16 protein-coding genes and 4 pseudogenes are annotated in these 17,365 nt (G+C 63.3%); 12 read left to right on the top strand and 8 right to left on the bottom strand.

Translation table 11 applies throughout. The annotated features are described in order from the left end of the window. Window positions 1–19 precede the first annotated feature (19 nt). Window positions 20–781, top strand: a complete 762-nt coding sequence (locus ACOI2T_RS17395; RefSeq protein ID WP_409506499.1) for an IclR family transcriptional regulator — start codon at window positions 20–22, stop codon at window positions 779–781. 43 nt (window positions 782–824) lie between these two features. Here ACOI2T_RS17395 and ACOI2T_RS17390 read toward each other — a convergent pair whose 3' ends face one another. Then, window positions 825–1,316, bottom strand: a complete 492-nt coding sequence (locus ACOI2T_RS17390) for an SRPBCC family protein (RefSeq protein ID WP_409506498.1) — start codon at window positions 1,314–1,316, stop codon at window positions 825–827. Window positions 1,317–1,444: 128 nt separating this feature from the next. Here ACOI2T_RS17390 and ACOI2T_RS17385 point away from each other — a divergent pair, with 128 nt between their 5' ends. Next, window positions 1,445–2,254 carry an LLM class F420-dependent oxidoreductase gene (locus ACOI2T_RS17385; protein ID WP_409506497.1) on the top strand — a complete coding sequence of 270 codons (810 nt, stop codon included), beginning with the start codon at window positions 1,445–1,447 and terminating at the stop codon, window positions 2,252–2,254. A 147-nt stretch (window positions 2,255–2,401) separates the two neighbouring features. Further along, window positions 2,402–3,421, top strand: a pseudogene (locus ACOI2T_RS17380) (GMC family oxidoreductase); the annotation flags it as partial. An 8-nt stretch (window positions 3,422–3,429) separates the two neighbouring features. On the opposite strand, the gene ACOI2T_RS17375 reads toward ACOI2T_RS17380, so the two are convergent. Then, window positions 3,430–4,749, bottom strand: a complete 1,320-nt coding sequence (locus ACOI2T_RS17375) for an IS256 family transposase (protein WP_064961518.1) — start codon at window positions 4,747–4,749, stop codon at window positions 3,430–3,432. 136 nt (window positions 4,750–4,885) lie between these two features. Here ACOI2T_RS17375 and ACOI2T_RS17370 point away from each other — a divergent pair. Beyond that, a pseudogene (locus ACOI2T_RS17370) lies at window positions 4,886–5,584 on the top strand (GMC family oxidoreductase); the annotation flags it as partial. Window positions 5,585–5,625: 41 nt separating this feature from the next. Here ACOI2T_RS17370 and ACOI2T_RS17365 read toward each other — a convergent pair. Next, a complete protein-coding gene (locus tag ACOI2T_RS17365) occupies window positions 5,626–6,207 on the bottom strand; it encodes a TetR/AcrR family transcriptional regulator (protein ID WP_409506532.1) in 582 nt (193 codons plus the stop codon). A 95-nt stretch (window positions 6,208–6,302) separates the two neighbouring features. Here ACOI2T_RS17365 and ACOI2T_RS17360 point away from each other — a divergent pair, with 95 nt between their 5' ends. Both ACOI2T_RS17360 and ACOI2T_RS17355 read left to right on the top strand, forming a co-directional pair. Continuing rightward, entirely contained in the window at window positions 6,303–7,157 is an 855-nt protein-coding gene (locus tag ACOI2T_RS17360; protein ID WP_409506531.1) for an alpha/beta hydrolase, read from the top strand. A 266-nt stretch (window positions 7,158–7,423) separates the two neighbouring features. Then, window positions 7,424–8,554 (top strand): FAD-dependent oxidoreductase, encoded by a 1,131-nt coding sequence (locus tag ACOI2T_RS17355; RefSeq protein ID WP_409506530.1) that lies wholly within the window; start codon window positions 7,424–7,426, stop codon window positions 8,552–8,554. A 16-nt stretch (window positions 8,555–8,570) separates the two neighbouring features. Here the strand turns inward: ACOI2T_RS17355 and ACOI2T_RS17350 are convergent, their stop codons facing one another. Continuing rightward, the gene (locus ACOI2T_RS17350) at window positions 8,571–9,173 is read right to left on the bottom strand and encodes an LGFP repeat-containing protein (protein ID WP_409506529.1); all 603 of its coding nucleotides are present in this window, start codon (window positions 9,171–9,173) and stop codon (window positions 8,571–8,573) included. A gap of 211 nt (window positions 9,174–9,384) precedes the next feature. Between ACOI2T_RS17350 and ACOI2T_RS17345 the strand changes: the two are divergent. Continuing rightward, window positions 9,385–9,720, top strand: a pseudogene (locus ACOI2T_RS17345) (DUF222 domain-containing protein); the annotation flags it as partial. A gap of 41 nt (window positions 9,721–9,761) precedes the next feature. Here the strand turns inward: ACOI2T_RS17345 and ACOI2T_RS17340 are convergent. After that, entirely contained in the window at window positions 9,762–11,072 is a 1,311-nt protein-coding gene (locus ACOI2T_RS17340; RefSeq protein ID WP_409506543.1) for an IS256 family transposase, read from the bottom strand. Window positions 11,073–11,178: 106 nt separating this feature from the next. Between ACOI2T_RS17340 and ACOI2T_RS17335 the strand changes: the two are divergent. Next, window positions 11,179–12,084, top strand: a pseudogene (locus ACOI2T_RS17335) (HNH endonuclease signature motif containing protein); the annotation flags it as partial. A gap of 57 nt (window positions 12,085–12,141) precedes the next feature. Here the strand turns inward: ACOI2T_RS17335 and ACOI2T_RS17330 are convergent. Next, window positions 12,142–12,807: a hypothetical protein gene (locus ACOI2T_RS17330; RefSeq protein ID WP_409505815.1), complete on the bottom strand. Its 666-nt coding sequence runs from the start codon at window positions 12,805–12,807 to the stop codon at window positions 12,142–12,144. A gap of 461 nt (window positions 12,808–13,268) precedes the next feature. Here ACOI2T_RS17330 and ACOI2T_RS17325 point away from each other — a divergent pair, with 461 nt between their 5' ends. From ACOI2T_RS17325 to ACOI2T_RS17315, 3 genes are all read left to right on the top strand, one after another. Further along, window positions 13,269–13,610, top strand: coding sequence for an ArsR/SmtB family transcription factor (locus tag ACOI2T_RS17325; protein ID WP_409505814.1), 342 nt, complete (start codon window positions 13,269–13,271; stop codon window positions 13,608–13,610). Continuing rightward, window positions 13,607–14,077 (top strand): SRPBCC domain-containing protein, encoded by a 471-nt coding sequence (locus tag ACOI2T_RS17320; RefSeq protein ID WP_409505813.1) that lies wholly within the window; start codon window positions 13,607–13,609, stop codon window positions 14,075–14,077. The genes ACOI2T_RS17325 and ACOI2T_RS17320 overlap by 4 nt, the downstream gene beginning before the upstream one ends. A gap of 79 nt (window positions 14,078–14,156) precedes the next feature. Then, window positions 14,157–14,558 (top strand): type II toxin-antitoxin system VapC family toxin, encoded by a 402-nt coding sequence (locus ACOI2T_RS17315; RefSeq protein WP_409505812.1) that lies wholly within the window; start codon window positions 14,157–14,159, stop codon window positions 14,556–14,558. A 17-nt stretch (window positions 14,559–14,575) separates the two neighbouring features. Here the strand turns inward: ACOI2T_RS17315 and ACOI2T_RS17310 are convergent, their stop codons facing one another. Then, window positions 14,576–14,977: a ClpX C4-type zinc finger protein gene (locus tag ACOI2T_RS17310; RefSeq protein ID WP_409505811.1), complete on the bottom strand. Its 402-nt coding sequence runs from the start codon at window positions 14,975–14,977 to the stop codon at window positions 14,576–14,578. Window positions 14,978–15,229: 252 nt separating this feature from the next. On the opposite strand from ACOI2T_RS17310, the gene ACOI2T_RS17305 reads away from it, so the two are divergent. Then, window positions 15,230–16,531, top strand: coding sequence for an ABC1 kinase family protein (locus tag ACOI2T_RS17305; RefSeq protein ID WP_458127394.1), 1,302 nt, complete (start codon window positions 15,230–15,232; stop codon window positions 16,529–16,531). 80 nt (window positions 16,532–16,611) lie between these two features. Here the strand turns inward: ACOI2T_RS17305 and ACOI2T_RS17300 are convergent, their stop codons facing one another. Then, window positions 16,612–17,157 carry a DUF1062 domain-containing protein gene (locus ACOI2T_RS17300; RefSeq protein WP_409505809.1) on the bottom strand — a complete coding sequence of 182 codons (546 nt, stop codon included), beginning with the start codon at window positions 17,155–17,157 and terminating at the stop codon, window positions 16,612–16,614. Window positions 17,158–17,365: the final 208 nt, after the last annotated feature.

Here is a 17,365-nt window from a genome sequence, read left to right as displayed (position 1 = left end):
TCGACCAGGAGTGGACCGCATGACGGAGAAGTCGGGCGGCGTGCAGTCGGTGGAGCGCGCGTTCGAGTTGATGGAATTGATCGGACGTGCCGGAGGAGAGTGCTCGCTGACGGAGTTGTCGGCAGAGTCCCCGTTGCCGCCGCCGACAATTCACCGTCTCCTGCGCACGTTGGTCGGACTCGGCTATGTGCGTCAACTGCCCAATCGTCGCTACGCACTGGGGCCGAGGCTGATCCGGCTCGGTGTAGTGGCGAACCGCCAGCTGGGCGCGGTCGCCGCCCCGGTGCTGCAGTCGTTGGTCGACGAGCTCTCGGAGACGGCAAGTCTCGCTGTACTCGACGGCGACATGGTGATCTACACCGGGCAGGTTCTGCCTCCGACGCTGATGGGGACGGACAGTGAAGTCGGCAAGCGCGTCGGTCTGCACACAACCGGTGTGGGCAAGGCGGTTCTGGCTGAGTTGGATGATGCGCGCATTCTGAAATTGGTCACGCAGTCTGGATTTCCCGCACCGACCGAGAACAGTGCGTCGACCCTTTCTGCGGTGTTCGCAAACGTCGAACGTGTACGTGTCGACGGCTATGCGATCGACAATGAGGAGTTCGAGATCGGTGTGCGCTCCGTCGCGATGGCGGTGCCCGGCGCTCCGACGCCGATGGCGATCGGCATCTCCGGGCCCTCGGCTCATGTCAGTGAGGATTTGATCGCTCGAGCCGTTCCCGCACTGAAGAAGGCGACCGGCGTGATCTCGGAAGCCCTGATCGGGGCGAGGGAGCGGTAAACCTTCACACCTGCGCGGAGATTCTTGCCGACCGCGAGACGACTTAGTCCGCCCCTTCGCGGACATCCTTTCCCTGTTCGGCGAACGCCTTGAAGTCCTGCATGTGTTGCTGCGACTGTTTACGGAAGGCACCCGGCATCAGAAGCCCCACCAACCGCATCAGCACGTTGCTGAACCGGTATTCGCTCTCGCTTTCCCAGAGCGTCGTCTCCGGACTGGCTTCGGTCAGTCGATCGCGCACGACACTCCACATGCCCGGGCCCACGATCTCTCGGTCGAAGTGAACGACGGCCTCTTTGGGGATCTCATGCAGGTCGGCTGGATCCCGGCGGGTGATCGTTTCGGTACATTCGATCGTCCGCTTCCCCGACTGCATCACGACCCGCGACTTGGTTCCGAGCTGTCCATGTATCCCGCTCACCGGCTCGTGCAACACCATCCCTCGCAGCCACTTGGGTATATGTGCCGGGTCGGCGAGCAGCTGAGCCACCGTGTCCCGCGGCAGAGCGATCTCGATCGAGTTGGTGTACTTCATCGCGCACGTTCCTTCCGGGCGTGGGACAACATGCTGCAATCACTTATCGCGCTGCGGTCTCCGGAATAAATTACGGCCCGGATCAACTTGGCCCAGGAGTCGCCCTTCCCCGACTCAGGAGCATCCACATGACCCGTCCCGTTCGCGTCGCCGTGCAGGTCCAGCCCGGCGGTGCGCCCGACTACCGCACGTGGCGCGACGCCGTCCTGGCCGCCGACGACCTCGGCGTTGACGTGATCTTCGGTTACGACCACTTTCACCGCCCGGCGATGAAAGGAATCGTCGACGGCAAACCCATCATGTTCGACGAGCAACCCGACGTTGCCAACTTCGAGGGCTGGACCGCGCTCGCGTCATGGGGTGAGATCACCTCGCACGCCGAGATCGGGCTCCTGGTCACCGGCGTCGGTTACCGCAACCCGGACCTGCTCGCCGACATGGCGCGCACCGTCGACCACATCAGCGGCGGCCGGCTCATCCTCGGCCTCGGCGCCGGCTGGTACGAAAAGGATTACACCACCTACGGTTACGAATTCGGCACCTTCAGCTCCCGGTTCGATCTGTTCGACGAGAGCCTGATCCGCATCGAGAACCGGCTGGCTGCTCTGATCCCGCCGCCCGTGCGCAAGCTGCCGATCCTCATCGGCGGCACGGGGCCCAAGCGCTCACTGCCCGCCGTTGCCCGGCACGCCGACATCTGGCACGCGTTCCAAGACCTCGACGCGTTCCGCAAGTCGAGCGACCGCGTCGACGAGCTGGCAGCGACGTTCGGCCGCAACGGGGCCGATATCGAACGCTCGACGTTGTGGGAGAACGCCGAAAGCGCCGATGCCTTCCGCGAAGCCGGCGTCACGTTGTTCCAGACCGAGCTCACCTCCGACAACGGATACGACCTCACGTCCCTCAAGCAGGTGCTGACATGGCGAGACAACGGGTGACGGGCTAAGCGATACTCACCGGGCTCAATCAGGTCTGATCCCCCGCCGCTTCTCCTGGTGCTGACACGGGACCGATTACGCAGTAATCGAATACCTCATCACGCACACTAGGTGTCGCACCCGACGCCATGGAGGAACGATCTCGGAATGAGCCCCGCCGCCGAATTCGACTACGTCATCGTGGGAGCAGGCAGTGCGGGCTGCCTGCTCGCCAATCGGCTCAGCGCCAACCCTGACCACCGGGTTCTCCTGATCGAAGCCGGCGGCAAAGACAACTGGTTCTGGATCAAGGTGCCGGTGGGCTATCTGTACACCATTGCCAACCCCCGCACCGACTGGTGCTTCGTGACTGAGCCCGATCCAGGTCTCGCCGGGCGCAGCATTATCTACGCGCGGGGCCGGGTGATCGGCGGCTGCTCGTCGATCAATGCCATGATCCATATGCGCGGGCAGGCAAGCGATTACGAGCTATGGGCACAGGCCACCGGTGACGAACGATGGCTCTGGGGTGGCCCGGACTCCCCTGGTGAAACGCTGGCAATCTACAAAGAGTTAGAGGACTACTTCGGCGGAGCCGATGAATGGCACGGCGCCGGCGGGGAGATCCCCGTCCAGCGGCCGCGGGTGCGCTGGAAGATCTTGGACGCGTGGCAGGCCGCCGCTGCCCAGGTGGGCATCGCGCCGATCGACGAATTCAACCGGGGCGACAACGCCGGCAGCGCGTACTTTCATGTCAACCAACGGCGTGGCCGTCGCTGGTCGATGGCAGATGCATTCCTGCATCCCATCGCGCACCGTCCAAATCTCGCGGTCTACACCCAGACCCAGGCGTTGCGGCTCCTCATCGATGACCAGGTTCACGAGGATCAGCGACGCGGTGCCTGGACCACGGCTCAGCGCCGCGCCACCGGCGTGCGGCTCCTCAAGGATGGCCAGATCATCGACATCCAAGCCCGCCGGGAGGTGATCCTGAGCGCCGGAGCGATTGGGTCGCCGCATCTCATGCAGGTCTCGGGTCTGGGCCCAGCAGAGCTGCTGAGCCGGCATCAGGTGCCCGTCGCCGTCGATCTGCCAGGAGTGGGTGAAAACCTCCAGGACCACCTGCAGCTTCGAACGGTCTACCGCGTCCAAGGCGCCCGGACGAGGAATTGTCAATACCTGTGGATCGGCGTGTTTCAGGCGACCTCCGTTCCGGCTTGCTGATCGCCGTCTGAGGGCGGTGTCGGTGGGGTGATTTCGGTGGGGCGTTCGAGCAGTTTGCCCTTGTGGAAGACCGCGCCGGCGCGGACCAGGGCGACCAGGTGTGGTGCGTTGACGGCACGCCAGCGGGCCGCGGCGGCGTCGATGAGCTTGTAGGCCATGGCCAGACCAGCCGCACGTGATCCCGGCCCCTTGGTGACCTTGGTTCTCAAACGTACTGTGGCAAAGGTGCTTTCGATCGGATTTGTCGTGCGTAGGTGGATCCAGTGCTCGGCGGGATAGTGGTAGAACTCCAGTAGGGTGTCCAGATCGTCGGTGATCTTGGCGACCGCCTTGGGGTACTTGGCCCCGAAGTCGACCGTGAAGGCCTTGACCGCGACCTGGGCCTTGTCGATATCCTCGGCGTTGTAGATCTCCTTGAGCGCCGACAACGCCGACGCGTGCGCTGATTTCGGCAGGGCGGCAAGCACATTGGCTTGCTTATGAAACCAGCACCGCTGTTCTTTGGTGGCCGGGAACACCTCGCGTACCGCTTTCCAGAAGCCGAGTGCGCCATCGCCGACGGCGAGCACGGGTGCGGTCATGCCGCGTCGTTTACAGTCGCGCAGCAGATCAGCCCACGACTCGGTCGATTCCCGGTAGCCGTCGGTGATCGCCACGAGCTCTTTGCGGCCGTCCGCGCGCACGCCGAGCATCACCAGCAGACACAGCTTTTCCTGGTCCAGGCGGACCTTGAGGTGGATGCCGTCGACCCACAGGTAGACGTAATCGGTGCCCGACAGGTCCCGGGCGGCGAACGCGCGGGCCTCGTCCTGCCACTGGCTGGTCAGCCGGGTGATCGTGGTGGCCGAGAGCCCGGCACCCGAGCCCAGGAACTGCTCCAGAGCGGGGGTGAAGTCGCTGGTGGACAGCCCGTGCAGGTACAGCAGCGGCAGCACTTCGCTCATCTGCGGTGACTTGCGTGCCCAGGCCGGCAGGATCGCCGAGGAAAACCGTTTCCGCTCACCGGTGTCGGGGTCGACGCGTTTGTCGTTGACTCGCGGTGCTTTCACCTCAACTGCCCCGGCTGCCGTCAGCACCTCGCGGGCCTGGTGATAGCCGTTGCGGACCACCAGCCGATGCCCCTTCTCATCGAGCTGATCGGCGAACTGGGCCACGTAGGCGGCGACCTCAGCCTTCAACGCGGCGGCCAGCATCTGACGGGCGCCGTCGCGGACGATCTCGTCCAACAACGACCGACCAGCACCGCCAGTGCTTTCGTTGGCCTCGATGGCATCGTGAACTACGGTGAGCATGGGCGTACCTTCCCGAACCAGCGCGCCAACGCCGGCTCATGATCGGACCTTCGGATATTCAGATCATCCTCGGGAAGGTGCGCCCACTTTCACGCCCCCTCACCGAGGCTCATCCACAGGTTCTGATCATTGCTCCGCCCGGACGGTCAATACGTTGTACCGGAATTGGATCACCCGTGGCGGCATGGGACTTCAGTACGTGACGCTGCGGTCAGGACCCATGACCATGCCGCCCTCCACGCTGGGGGCTTTCGCGAAAAGCGACCCGGCGCTGGCCAGTCCCGATTTGGAGTGGCACGTGCAGCCGTTGTCGCTGCCCAAATTCGGCGAACCGCTACACCGTTTCGGCGCGATCACACCCTCCGTCTGCAATCTGCGACCCAGCTCGCGCGGCCATGTACGCATGGCCAGTGCAGATCCGCTGAGCCACCCGAAGATCTCCTGCAACTACCTGTCCACCGACGCCGATCGTCAAATCGCCGTGCGCGGCCTGCGGATGACCCGCCAGATCATGGCGGCGCCGGCCCTCGCCCGCTACCGCCCGGAAGAGGTGCTTCCCGGTCCACAACTGACGAGCGACGAAGACCTGCAGCAGGCCGCCAGTGAACTCGGCACAACGATCTTTCACCCGGTGGGCACGTGCGCCATGGGAGCCTTTGACACACAAGGTCTTCCGCGGTCAACTGCCACGGTGCTGGACACCGACTGTCGCGTATATCGCGTCGCCGGCCTTCGAGTGGTCGATGCCTCGGCGATGCCTACCATCACTTCCGGCAACACGAATGCGCCGGTCATGCTGATCGCAGAGCGCGCGGCGCGAGCGATCCTGGGTTAGTCGGTCTACACCAATTGGATAGCTGCTCAACCCCTTTCGGGTTACTTCCTCCGCTTCGGCCGTCCGATCATGCGCAGGATCAAGGCGACCGCGTCCTCCGAGTGGGCTGATGGATTCAGAATTTCTTGCAGGAGCAGGCCACGAATCGCGGCAATGGCGACAGTCGCCATGCTCAGCGCTCGCTCGGACTCGTGCCCCTCGCGTTCCGCGAGCGAGGCCAGCATCGTGGTCAAGTCGTCGAGTGAATCGATGAACTCATGAAAATCCCGTGGGTTGTAGGCAGCGAGTCCTACGACGTGAAAGAAGCCGCGGATGCGCGACAGCTGCTCCGGGCGAGTGTAGGTATGCCAGATCGCCACGACGAGATCGTCAAATGTGCCCTCCTCGGCGGTCCTCAGAAGCACCTCGTTGTCACGAGATCGCTGCGCCGTGAGCATGGCCGCCAAGACGCCTGAGAGTGACCCGAAGTGGTATCGCAGCAGGGCGTGGCTGGTCTCAACCCTCGCCGCGACCTCACGCAGCGACACCTCCGGCGAGGGAAGGTCGTCCCCGAAGGCGTCGAGAAGCCGCGCCAGAAGACGGTCGCGTGCGTCGCCTTTGCGTTCCGCGCTTGACACGGCCATTCGCACAGTTTATCCATTGGATAAGATTTTTCCAATGGATAAGAACTGCCGAGGATGCCGCGCTGCGACGTCGGCCGAGTTGTGAAGGACCTTCAATGAGCTCCATGTGGCACGGCTGTCTCGCCGACACCGACTATTTCGAGATGAGTTCCAGCGGTGGGTATGACTACGGCATCTGGGTGACCACGCCACCGGGCTATGACCGCGCCTCGACGCAGGCGCCTGTCGTGTATGTGCTCGACGGGAACTGGGCTGTGGGCATGACGGCTCCGCTCATCGTCACCCAGATGGACCCCATGCAACGGATCCAGCCCTACATTCAAGTCAGCGTTGGCTACGCGGGCGAGGAAGCGCAGGACTGGGATCGGCTGCGCAACAGGGACTTCGTGCCACCCGGCGAGCCCATCGCCAACGAGCTCATCGATGCCGTGGAGATGGGAGTCCAAGCGGGCGCGAGGACACCCGAGGAAGCCGACGCCTATCTCGCACAATTGCGCGACACCCACGCCGATGTATTCCTGAGTTTCCTTACCGCGGAACTGCACCCGCGGATCGAACACGACTATGGCACGGCCACAAGCGGTCACGGCCTTTTCGGCTACTCCTACGGCGGACTGTTCACTCTCTACGCGTGGCTCACCGGCAACCCCCTCTTCGAGAGCATCGGAGCGGGCAGCCCCGGCGTCGTCGCTGACGACAGTCAGATCTTCGCCCAGCTCCACGAGATGGGCGGCAGCCGGCGTGCCGCCAAGCTTCACGTGACCCTCAACGACCGAGAACTTCTCGGGGACCTAGCCGTCTACCAAAGCCTCGCCAAGAACACCGCCACGGTCCTCCACCACCTCACCTCACGCAGCGAAGCGGTCACGAGCGAGATCCTGCACGAAACACACGTCACTGGCTTACAGGCGTCGTTCCTCAGTTACCTCAGGACCTGCCGTTGCGTGTAAGGCGTGACCGTCACTGATATGTCGAAGCCACGCGCTCGCAAAAATGGGCCGACATCGCCGAAACCATAGCGTCGTGAGGCTGTTGCAATGAGCCGTCGGCTGTCCCCTCACCCATTCGGGTCAGCTCTGGGGTACAGTGCGGCCAGCGCGAAAAACGACCGCTCACACGGTCGCCCGCACGGTTGTCGAGCCCCACGGTCTCAGCGACCCAGCGTCTTCTAACCGAGCAGTCCGACTCCGGTCGGGCCGTGACAGAGGAGCGCTGAATGTCGTTGTCAATCGCAATCATTGGGGCCGGGCTTGGTGGCCTCGTCCTGGCCCGCTCACTGCATCAGCACGGAATCAGCGCCACCGTCTACGATGCCGAAGCCTCATCCTCAGCTCGTTCGCAAGGCGGCCTTCTCGACATCCATCCACCCACCGGGCAGGCGGCACTCCACGACGCCGGTCTCTACAACGCGTTTCGATCCCTCATCCGCTCCGGCCACGATGCCAAACGCATCACCGACCGCGACGGGACCATCGTGTTCGACTGGCCGGGGAGCAGCTTCGGCGCCCGGCCCGAGGTGGACCGCGGCGAACTGCGCAACATGCTGATCACTGCGCTTCCTGCCGGCACGATCTGCTGGGCACACAAAGCGACCGGTGTGCTCGCCGTCCCTGGCCAACGTCCGAAAGTGCGCTTCGCAGACGGCTCATCGGTCACCGCGGATATCGTGGTGGGCGCTGACGGAGCCTGGTCGAGGGTGCGTCGAAGTGTCTCCGGCGTCGAACCCGCTTATACGGGCACCTGCTTCATCGAGATCGGCTCTCCCCCTGGACAACTCCTATCTCATGAGAGTGCGCAGATCATCGGTCGTGGCACCCTCATGGCAGTAGCTCCCGGATTAGGCATCTTGGCCCACCACAACGCTGACGGCGCGCTCAGCGGCTATGTCGCCGTCAACACGACGCTCGAACAGATTGCCTCTCTGGACAATTGTGGCCCGGCCGCGATGCGGGCAGTGCTTGCCCAGCGCTTCGAGCGCTGGGCCCCAGCACTTGTCACGTTGGTTCTGGACAACCTCGGTGATCCTCGATTACGTCCGATTTACGCGCTACCCATTGCACATCGTTGGAACCGGGTGTCCGGAGTGACGTTGATCGGGGATGCGGCGCATCTGATGTCGCCGTTCGCCGGGGAGGGCGCCAATCTCGCCATGTTCGACGGCGCAGCGTTGGCCCAGCAGATCGCAGCCCAGCGCGATGACGTCGAGAGCGCGCTGTCTACCTACGAACATGCGCTCTTTCCGCGTAGCGCCGAAGTCGCTCAGCGCAGCGCGGACAACCTACGGAGGTTCTTCGGTCCTGACGCACCACGCAGCACCGTTGACCTGTTCGTCGACCTGCTCAGGTGATCCACTTCAGCGACGTCTACAGCCCGGACGGCACGACCTTGCCGTTGACCGTCACCTCGACATCGCCAGTCTTTGTGTTGAACGCGATCTGGCCGTGATCGAACGTCTCTACGAGCAGATCGCCGACGGGGTTCTCGTCGCTGGTGGGGGCACCCAGCGGACCGACCGAGCCATTTTCACCGGTGATCGCAGGTACACCGTCCGCATCGCGTGGGATATTCCAGGCCTCCCGAATCTTCCCCCAGGTGATGTAGGCAGGCGTGCCCACCTCGCCGTTCTTGGCGGTGATGACGCCGCCCTGGAACTGCTGGAACAGGACGCCGCTCTCCCGCGCCCCCGCGTTGAAGTCACCGGTAAGTGGCTTGCCCAGAGCGTCCTTCTGGCTCTGCGTTGCCGACGAGTACTTGATTGCGATCGGTCCGGTCAGCGTGACCTCGACGTCTCTCTCCCCGATGAGCTTCACTTCGGCCGGCGGCGGGGCTTCAGTGGAAGTGGCGATCAACCCGACCTGAGGCGACTGCGACGCGTCGATGCCCTGGCCATTGCTGCAACCGACGGTAATCAGGGCAACGGCGGCCAAGCCGACGACTGCCGTGCGGCGGTATGCGATCGTCCTCATGAGTTTCCTTCGCGTCGTCCTGGTGTGAGTCAAGTTGCATCTAATCCCGCTCGGCCGGGACTATAACCGAACCACTTGAGTGGCGCAGGTGATCGCGGTCCTCTGGGCTGTGCACGCAGACCTGTCGGCCACCGCTCCCCCTTTCTTTTCGCCTGCAGCTCAGACGTTTCCACGCACCGAACTTGTCGTACCCCCCTGCGACAATGAGGTTATGTCGTCGGAGCCAGCATCTTTCGCCGCTGAGGGGTCACCCTGCGAGCGGTTGGAGGTGTTGTTCGGCGAGGTCGCGCAGTTGTGCGGTCAGCGCAACGCCATCGATGCGCGCCTGGTCGAGATTGTCGCCGAGATCGAGCGTGACGAGCTGTGGGGCGCCACCGGGGCCCGGTCGATGTCGGCGCTGGTGGCCTGGAAAACCGGTGTGACACCCCGTAACGCCGACACGATGATGGCGGTCGCGCGACGCCTCGACGAGTTCCCGCGCTGCGCCGAAGCAATGCGCCAGGGTCGGCTGTCCCTCGATCAGGTCGGGGTCATCGCCGAACGTGCCGAGCCTGTCAAGTTGTTTGTGTAAGTGAGTGGTCGGTCGGGTTATAGGTAGGGGTTGATGCGGTCGGGGTAGACGATGGCGAGTTGGCCGAGTGCTTGTTTCCAGTTGGTGGTGACTTGGCCCTCGATCAGGCGGCTGGGTGCGGTGCGTTCGTTGGCCGGTTTTCCTCGTTGCTTTTCACGTTCTCGGGCGCGTTTGTCTTCGATGGTGCAGATGGCCAGCCACAGCAGCTTGACCACGGAATCGTCACCGGGGAAATGGCCACGGTTTTTGATGATTTTGCGCAGTTGGTAGTTCAGCGATTCGATGGAGTTGGTGGTGTAGATGACCCGGCGCACCATCGGGGGAAACGCCAGGAACGGAGTGAACCGTTCCCAAGCGTTGCGAAACGCTGCAACGGTATGCGGATTTTGTTGTCCGAGTTCGGATTTAGCGAAATCGTCGAGCTCAGCCAGGGCGGCCTCGGCGTCGGTGGCCTGGTAGATGGGTTTGAGTGCGGTGGCGACCTTTTTGCGCTGGTTATAGGACACGAACCGCATCGCGGTACGGATCAGATGCACCACGCAGGTTTGCACCGTGGCCGCCGGCCAGGTCGCTTCGATGGCCTCGGGAAAGCCGGTCAGCCCGTCACAGCAGACGATAAGCACATCGGCCACGCCGCGGTTGGCCAGCTCTGCGCACACTCCGGCCCAGAATTTCGCGCCTTCGGCGGCTTGCACCCAGATGCCCAGGACGTGCTTGATGCCGTCCATATCGACACCGACGGCGATATGAGCGTGCTTGTTACGCACGTGGGCGCCGTCGCGGACCTTGACGACCAAGGCGTCGAGGTAGATCACCGGGTAGAACCGTTCCAGCGGCCGGCGCTGCCAGGCCATGACTTCATCGCTGATTTCATCGACGATCTTCGACAGCGTCTCGCGGCTGATCTCGGTGCCGATCGTGGTAGCCAGGTGGTGTTCGATGTCGCGCAGCGTCATGCCGCCGGCATACAGCGAGATGATCATCTCATCTAGCCCGCCGAGACGGCGAGAACCCTTGGGTACCAACGTCGGTGAGAAAGTTCCCTCGCGATCCCGCGGGATCGACAGCTCAACGTCGCCGACCTGAGAGGCCACCGTTTTCGGATACGAACCATTGCGCGAATTGGGCAGCAAACTGGCCTGGGGATCACCGCGTTCATAGCCGAGGTGATCACTGAGCTCGGCCTGCAAGCCGCGTTCGAGACCAGCTTTGATCAGCTGCTGAATCAGACCGTCATGGCCCTCGAGCTCGACCTCGCCAGAATCGATCTTGGCGAACAAATCATCGAGAGCACCAGAGGCCTTGAGCTTGTCAGTCGCCGCTTTCATCTCACGACGCCGCTGCTCACGAACTTCAGGATCAATCACAATCATCAGTGTCGACTCTCCGTCAGGACACCACACCCCTTACACAAACCATCTGACACCTCCACGTGCCGCCGACGGATCCGATGCGCACTACGCGCACCTGGCCGCCGCCGCCACCGTCACCCAACTGCGCACCGCCGTCAAACTCGAACCCCACCCCGACCCGAAACCCCAGCCCGAACCCAAACGCGAAATCACCAAAGACGTCCACGACGACTACACGACCTACCGCATCACCCTGCCGCGGGTCGAAGCCGCGAAACTCGACACCGCCATGCAGTCCCATCACGACGCCCAGATCGCCGACTGGAAACGCGACCACGAGAACTGCGAGCAGGCCCCGCCGTTCCCGAACACCGTCGATGCGTTCATGAGCCTGATCGAGGCGGGCTGGGACAGCGACGTCGCGGCCCGGCCCCACGGCCAACACACCACCGTCGTGGTGCACCTCGATGTCGACAAGCGTGTCGCCGCCCTACATCTGGGCGCCCTCTTGACTGACGAAGAGCGCCAATACTTGACCTGCGATGCCACCTGCGAGGCCTGGTTCGAACAACACGGCCACGTCATCGGAGCAGGACGGGCCACCCGCACCGTCAACCGCCGGCTACGCCGCGCCCTGGAACATCGCGACCGCTGCTGCGTGGTGCCCGGCTGCGGCGCCACCCGCGGCCTGCACGCCCACCACATCATCCACTGGGAAGACGGCGGACTCACCGAACTGTCCAACCTCGTGCTGGTCTGCCCCTACCACCACCGATCACACCACCACGGCGAAATCACCATCACCGGACCCGCCCACCAACTCATCGTCACCGACCACGCCGGGCGGCCCCTGCGCGGCGGCTCACTCGCCCAACCACCAACCACACCCCCACCCGCAGTACCACCCTGCCCCGGACCCACCGGCCAACGCGCCGACTGGTGGTGGTATGAACCCTTCCAACCACAACCACCACCGACGATGAATTAGGTCGGCCATCGAAGCGGTTCGATGAGCCTGCTTGCTGCTCTTACAATTACTCGCCAGCTATAGCGCGGTGCCGACGGCTCGGCTGTACAAGTCTGCGGCCGCGCTCATCGCGGCCTTGACGGTGTTGTAGTAGTGAGTTCCGACGCCGCCGTGGTTCTTGAACAGTTGTGGGTTCTGCGCGAGGGTGGCCGCGAGCACTGTGTCACTGGTGATGCGGTACTTCTTGTACGCCTCGGTGAACCGAACGATGAACCGGGCGATCGCTTTGTTGGGGTCTTGGCGTTCGGCGACGGTGCCGAAACTTGCTTTCTCCTGGAACAACCCGATGACCTCATCCGCCGCAGTGCCCGGGCCGCCGTAGGCCTGCACACCGCCGGACACGGTCGGCCGAAATCCGGACTCGATCTTTGCGGTCGCGATGATGGTTTTGATCTGGTCTTCGCTGAGCCCGGCCGCCTTGCCTTGGGTCACAATGGCTCTGACGATGTCTTGCGGGCTGGAGTCTTTGGTCACGACCACTGGTGGGTGGGGAGTAGGGGCGGGCGGGCGGATTACCGCCCCACCCGCCGACGGTGGATTGAGGGCGACCGCCGGGCTCTCGTGCATCGGAGGAAGAAGCAAGGTGGCCGCACCGAGGCCAACAGCCACAAAAACGGTGGCGAGGACTTTCTTTACTTGCTTCTGGTCTCCGAACGCCCCGATCGGCAGGACGGCTTTCGGCATGGTTCAGCTCTCTTCTGTGGGGTTTGAATTTGTGGATCCGTGTTGGACCCGCCCCCCACCACCCCGCTCTCGGCTGAGAACCGGGATGGACTGCGCACTGGCCTGCCGGGTTGGCGCTCGACGCCGACCCGGCGCGTGCAACTCAGCAGAAGTTTGCTACCAACGGCAGCTGCGGCACCGCGAGAAAATCATCCCGCCGCCGACACATCGCACCCGCAGCAACAACCGCCCCTGTTTGCTTTGATGTGGTTTGCGTCACGTTGCCTGGCATTACCGTCCAGTCACAGTTAGCGGAGAACTGTATTCGAACATCCCGAATTCACCAAAACTCCAGGACAGGATGCGTGAACGGCGACACATCTCCGCATGATCCATAGAGATTTGCCCGTTTGCCGACCGCCTATCGGCCGGACAATACTTAGCCCTTGCGCTAAGTATTGCAGCGGTGAATACTTAGCCTTGTGGCACAGTATTCGGCCGAACTCGACGAGGTCTTCCTCGCTCTGGCAGACCCGACCAGACGGGCGGTGATTCACCAACTCGGGCGCGGACCGGCCAGCGTTGGAGATCTGGCCAGCGAAGCCACGATGACACTCCCCTCGTTCATGAAGCACGTGCGGACGCTCGAGTCGACCGGATTGATCCACACGGCGAAAGCTGGCCGCGTGCGCACCTGCCAGCTCAACCGGGAACGGCTAGCGGTCGTCGACGACTGGCTGGCGCAACAGCGGCGCATCTGGGAGGAACGCACCGACCGGCTGGAGCAGTTCGTCACTCACCCCAAGCAGAAGGACAAGACATGAACCCTGATCTCGACCTCAGTGTTGAACGGATCATCCGCGCGCCCCGCAAAGCGGTGTGGGAAGCCTGGACCAGCCCAGACAGCTTGGCACAGTGGTGGATTCCGGCGCCGACGGTCTGCCGCGTCGAGCGCTTGGAGGTTCGTCCAGGCGGCGCGTTCGTGACTCGGATGAGTGATGACGGCGCGGAGTTTGTGCCGCATCTGGATGCGTGCTTCTTACTCGTGGACGAGTTCGAGCGTTTGGTGTTCACCAATGCCGTTGACAGCGGGTGGCGCCCCGCGAGCCCCGCTCCCATCTCGATGACGGCCGAAGTCACCATGTCCGACCATGCGGACGGCACCAACTACCGCGTCGTCGCACGCCACGGCGACCCAGCAGCGAGGAACCTCCATGTCGAGCTCGGTTTCGCCGAGGGTTGGGGCACAGTCGCCGATCAACTCGCGAGATTCGCGGAGAGCATGCGGTGAGTCACGCCGGAAGTTGAGCATATGAGCGTCGGTTTGCCCCTAGTAGCGAGACGCCTGCGGTCCATGTGACGGTACTGGCATGACAATCTTCGTCATCGACGCAGCGGTAGCCATCGACCTCGCCGCCGGCGGCGCGACCATTCCACCGGAGCACGGTCTGGCCGCTCCCACCCTGCTGCGTTCACAGGCGCTCGCCCTCGTCTACGAATCGGTGCACCGCGGCGAAATCGACGAACGGACGGGTCGGAAGGTGCTCGACGACATTCGCGGGTTGCGGATCCGGCTTCTCGGCGACCGGGTATTGCAACACCGCGCATGGCGGATAGCCGACCGACTGAACTGGCCGGACACCTATCAAGCCGAGTACATCGCGCTGACTCAGCTGCAGGGGGACGCACTCGCCACCGCGGACGAGAAACTCGCCGCCGCAGCACGCACATTCGTCGAAACTGTGCCTCCGGCAGAGATTCTGCGGCCGTAGAGTACCCAGTGAACTTCTCATGACTCTTTGTCGTCATGGGTGAAGCGTTCCCAAGCGGACTGGCGTGTCACGCCCAACGCCGCGGCGATCCGAGACCACGCCACTCCGCGCTGCCGAAGCTCGCTCACACGGGCGCGCAGATCTGCCTCGACATTGGCTGTCGTAGCTGCCACCCGAGGAATCTCGTCCAGCAATTCGTCGTCGGAGTACTCCTCGCGATCCTTCAGCGGAGGCATGTCCTGATCGCGCCGATCCTCCAGGATCGCAACGCATTTGAATACGCAATCGCCGCAGATATACACACCCAGACCGCTGATCAACTTGTCGACCTGACGTGATTCACGACCGCAGAACGAGCAGTACATCACTGCCGACACGGCTTTCCCCATGTCTTCACCCCCTCGAATTGTCAGGGCCACCCTGACGCGATGTTGTCAGGGTAACCCTGACGGCGATGGTCTTCAAGGCCAGCATGCTTGAACGCCAGGCCTGACCGCTGACTGTCCCGAACGTGGAGGATGTGATCTTCCGAAGCCAGGGTCTACAGATTCGTGGTATGGCACTGTGAGGCTGTGGCGGAGGTTCCGCGCCGACCGCTGAGTCGTGGCGCGAAATTGGCGGGGCTGTCGCTCGGGGCGGCCGGGCGGGCAGTGGTCGGGTGGGGTCAGCGATTGGGCGGTGCCGACGCGGAGCTGATCGCCGAGCGATGGGCTGCCCGCAATGCGGAGCAGATCTTCGCAGTGCTCGGGGAGCTCAAGGGCGGAGCCATGAAGTTCGGCCAGGCCATGAGCATCTACGAGGCGGCAATACCCGAGAGATACGCGGAACCGTATCGGCAAGCGCTGACCCGTTTGCAGGCCGAGGCCCCGCCCATTTCGGCCACCCGGATACATCGGATGCTCGCCGCGCAGTTGGGCACACGCTGGCGTGAGCGGTTCGCCGAGTTCGACGATGTGCCCGTCGCGGCCGCCAGCATCGGCCAGGTACACCGGGCGATATGGCATGACGGCCGGCAGGTGGCGGTGAAAGTCCAGTACCCAGGCGCCGATACCGCGTTGCTTTCCGACTTGCGTCAACTCGGCCGGTTCAGCCGGCTCGCCGAGCCGTTGTTTCCCGGGTTGGCAGTGCAATCGGTGATCGAGGAACTGTCGGCCCGGATGACCGAAGAACTCGACTATCGACGCGAGGCGGACAATCAGCGCGCCTTCGCCGCTGCCTTCGCCGAAGACCCGCAGGTCGTAGTGCCTCGCGTCGTAGCATCGGCCCCCAAAGTACTGATTACCGAATGGGTCACGGGCCGACCCTTTTCCGAGCTGATGAGTGACGCCGATCAGGCCACCAAAAACCATGCCGCTCGACTGCTGTTCGAATTTTGCGGTGCATCGATGGCGCGGCTCGGGTTGTTGCACGCCGATCCGCATGCCGGGAACTACCAACTGACCCCGGACGGCAGGCTCGCGGTCATCGACTTCGGAGCCGTCGCCACCGTCCACAAGTCCGCCTTGGTCTTCCTGGACGATATCCGCCTGGCCGAACTTGCCGAGTCCGTACAGCTGGCCGACATCCCGGACCCGGAGTTGCAGGCGCTGGTGCTGTCTGAACTCGCCAAGGCGCTCAATGCCGTCGGCTTCAGTGATTCAGGCACCGAGGTCAAGCCCGAAGACGTCATGTCGTACTTTGGCCCGTTTACCGAACCCTTACTAGCACAACGCTTTCAGTTCAGTCGGCGTTGGCTGCGAGACGTGGCCCCGCGTGTGCCGGGTCTCGCGAGGGGCCCCGCCTTTCTCGGCGGCGCGGTTCTCACCATCCCCGCAGAACACACGCTGATGTTCCGAACCATCGCCGGCATCCTCGCCGTTGCCTGCCAGCTCGAAGCCGAGGTGCCATTACGCGAAATCGTGACCCGCTGGTATCCCGACTTTGAAAAGCCAAAGATCCCAACGGACCTCGCCGATGCACTGGGAATCATCTGACGCTCGCAGCCAGCATTCCCTGCGTCCCGATCTGAATCGCGCTCGTCGAAACAACTACCACGTTTAGGCGATGGGGCCCTTCAGCGGTTAAGTGTGAACGTGAAGTCCCGTACTCGCGTGCCGCTCAACGGAACTGACGACATGATCCTCCCTGCGGCAACCAATCTCGCGACCTCGGACTGCCGAAGGCCGAAGCCGTCCGCGATCAGTTTGATGGGCCGGACCGGGATGCGCGCGGCGAAGCGAACTGACACATCGATCACGGAGTCGTCGGGACGATCCGCTTCGTCGATATCCACCCGCCAGGCGCCGTCCCAATCGAGTGCTATGCGGTTCCGGCGCAGGATTGCCGGGTCCTGGAGCAACTCATGTGCGAGCGCAAGGTCGTTGTCATGCAACCTGTCGAGCGGCAGTCGCACCGATCGCACGTGCACGCGCTCCAAGACCGAGAGTTTTGCAGTGTCACCACACCCCGTACAAATCGCAAGGAGCCAGACGTCAATGCGTTTGTGGTGGGCGTTGACGCGAAATTTGCCGGTTGTGCGGAACCGCTCGGAACGGCACGCGTGGCAGCGGCGGACAATGAGCGGCAGGCGAATGGGCACAATGGCCCAGATTTTGGGCACGGGGAACACACCTGTAAGTGAGAGTCGAGCAACAACGAACGGCGCTGCGCCAGATAGCGACGCGCGACCGATCAGCCTCGGACAAGTCTCACAAGGTGTACAACGGCATGCTCTCCCATTAGATGATTCGGTTCGGCAGGATGCTAGCGATGTGAAGGCACTTCCGCCAACGGTTTTCGGAGCACAGGACCGCGCGTACCGGAGTCGT

It is taken from the genome of Mycolicibacterium wolinskyi str. Jessa 2025 (assembly GCF_049241375.1).
Lineage (GTDB): Bacteria > Actinomycetota > Actinomycetes > Mycobacteriales > Mycobacteriaceae > Mycobacterium > Mycobacterium wolinskyi.
This window is presented reverse-complemented; position numbering and strand designations above follow the sequence as displayed.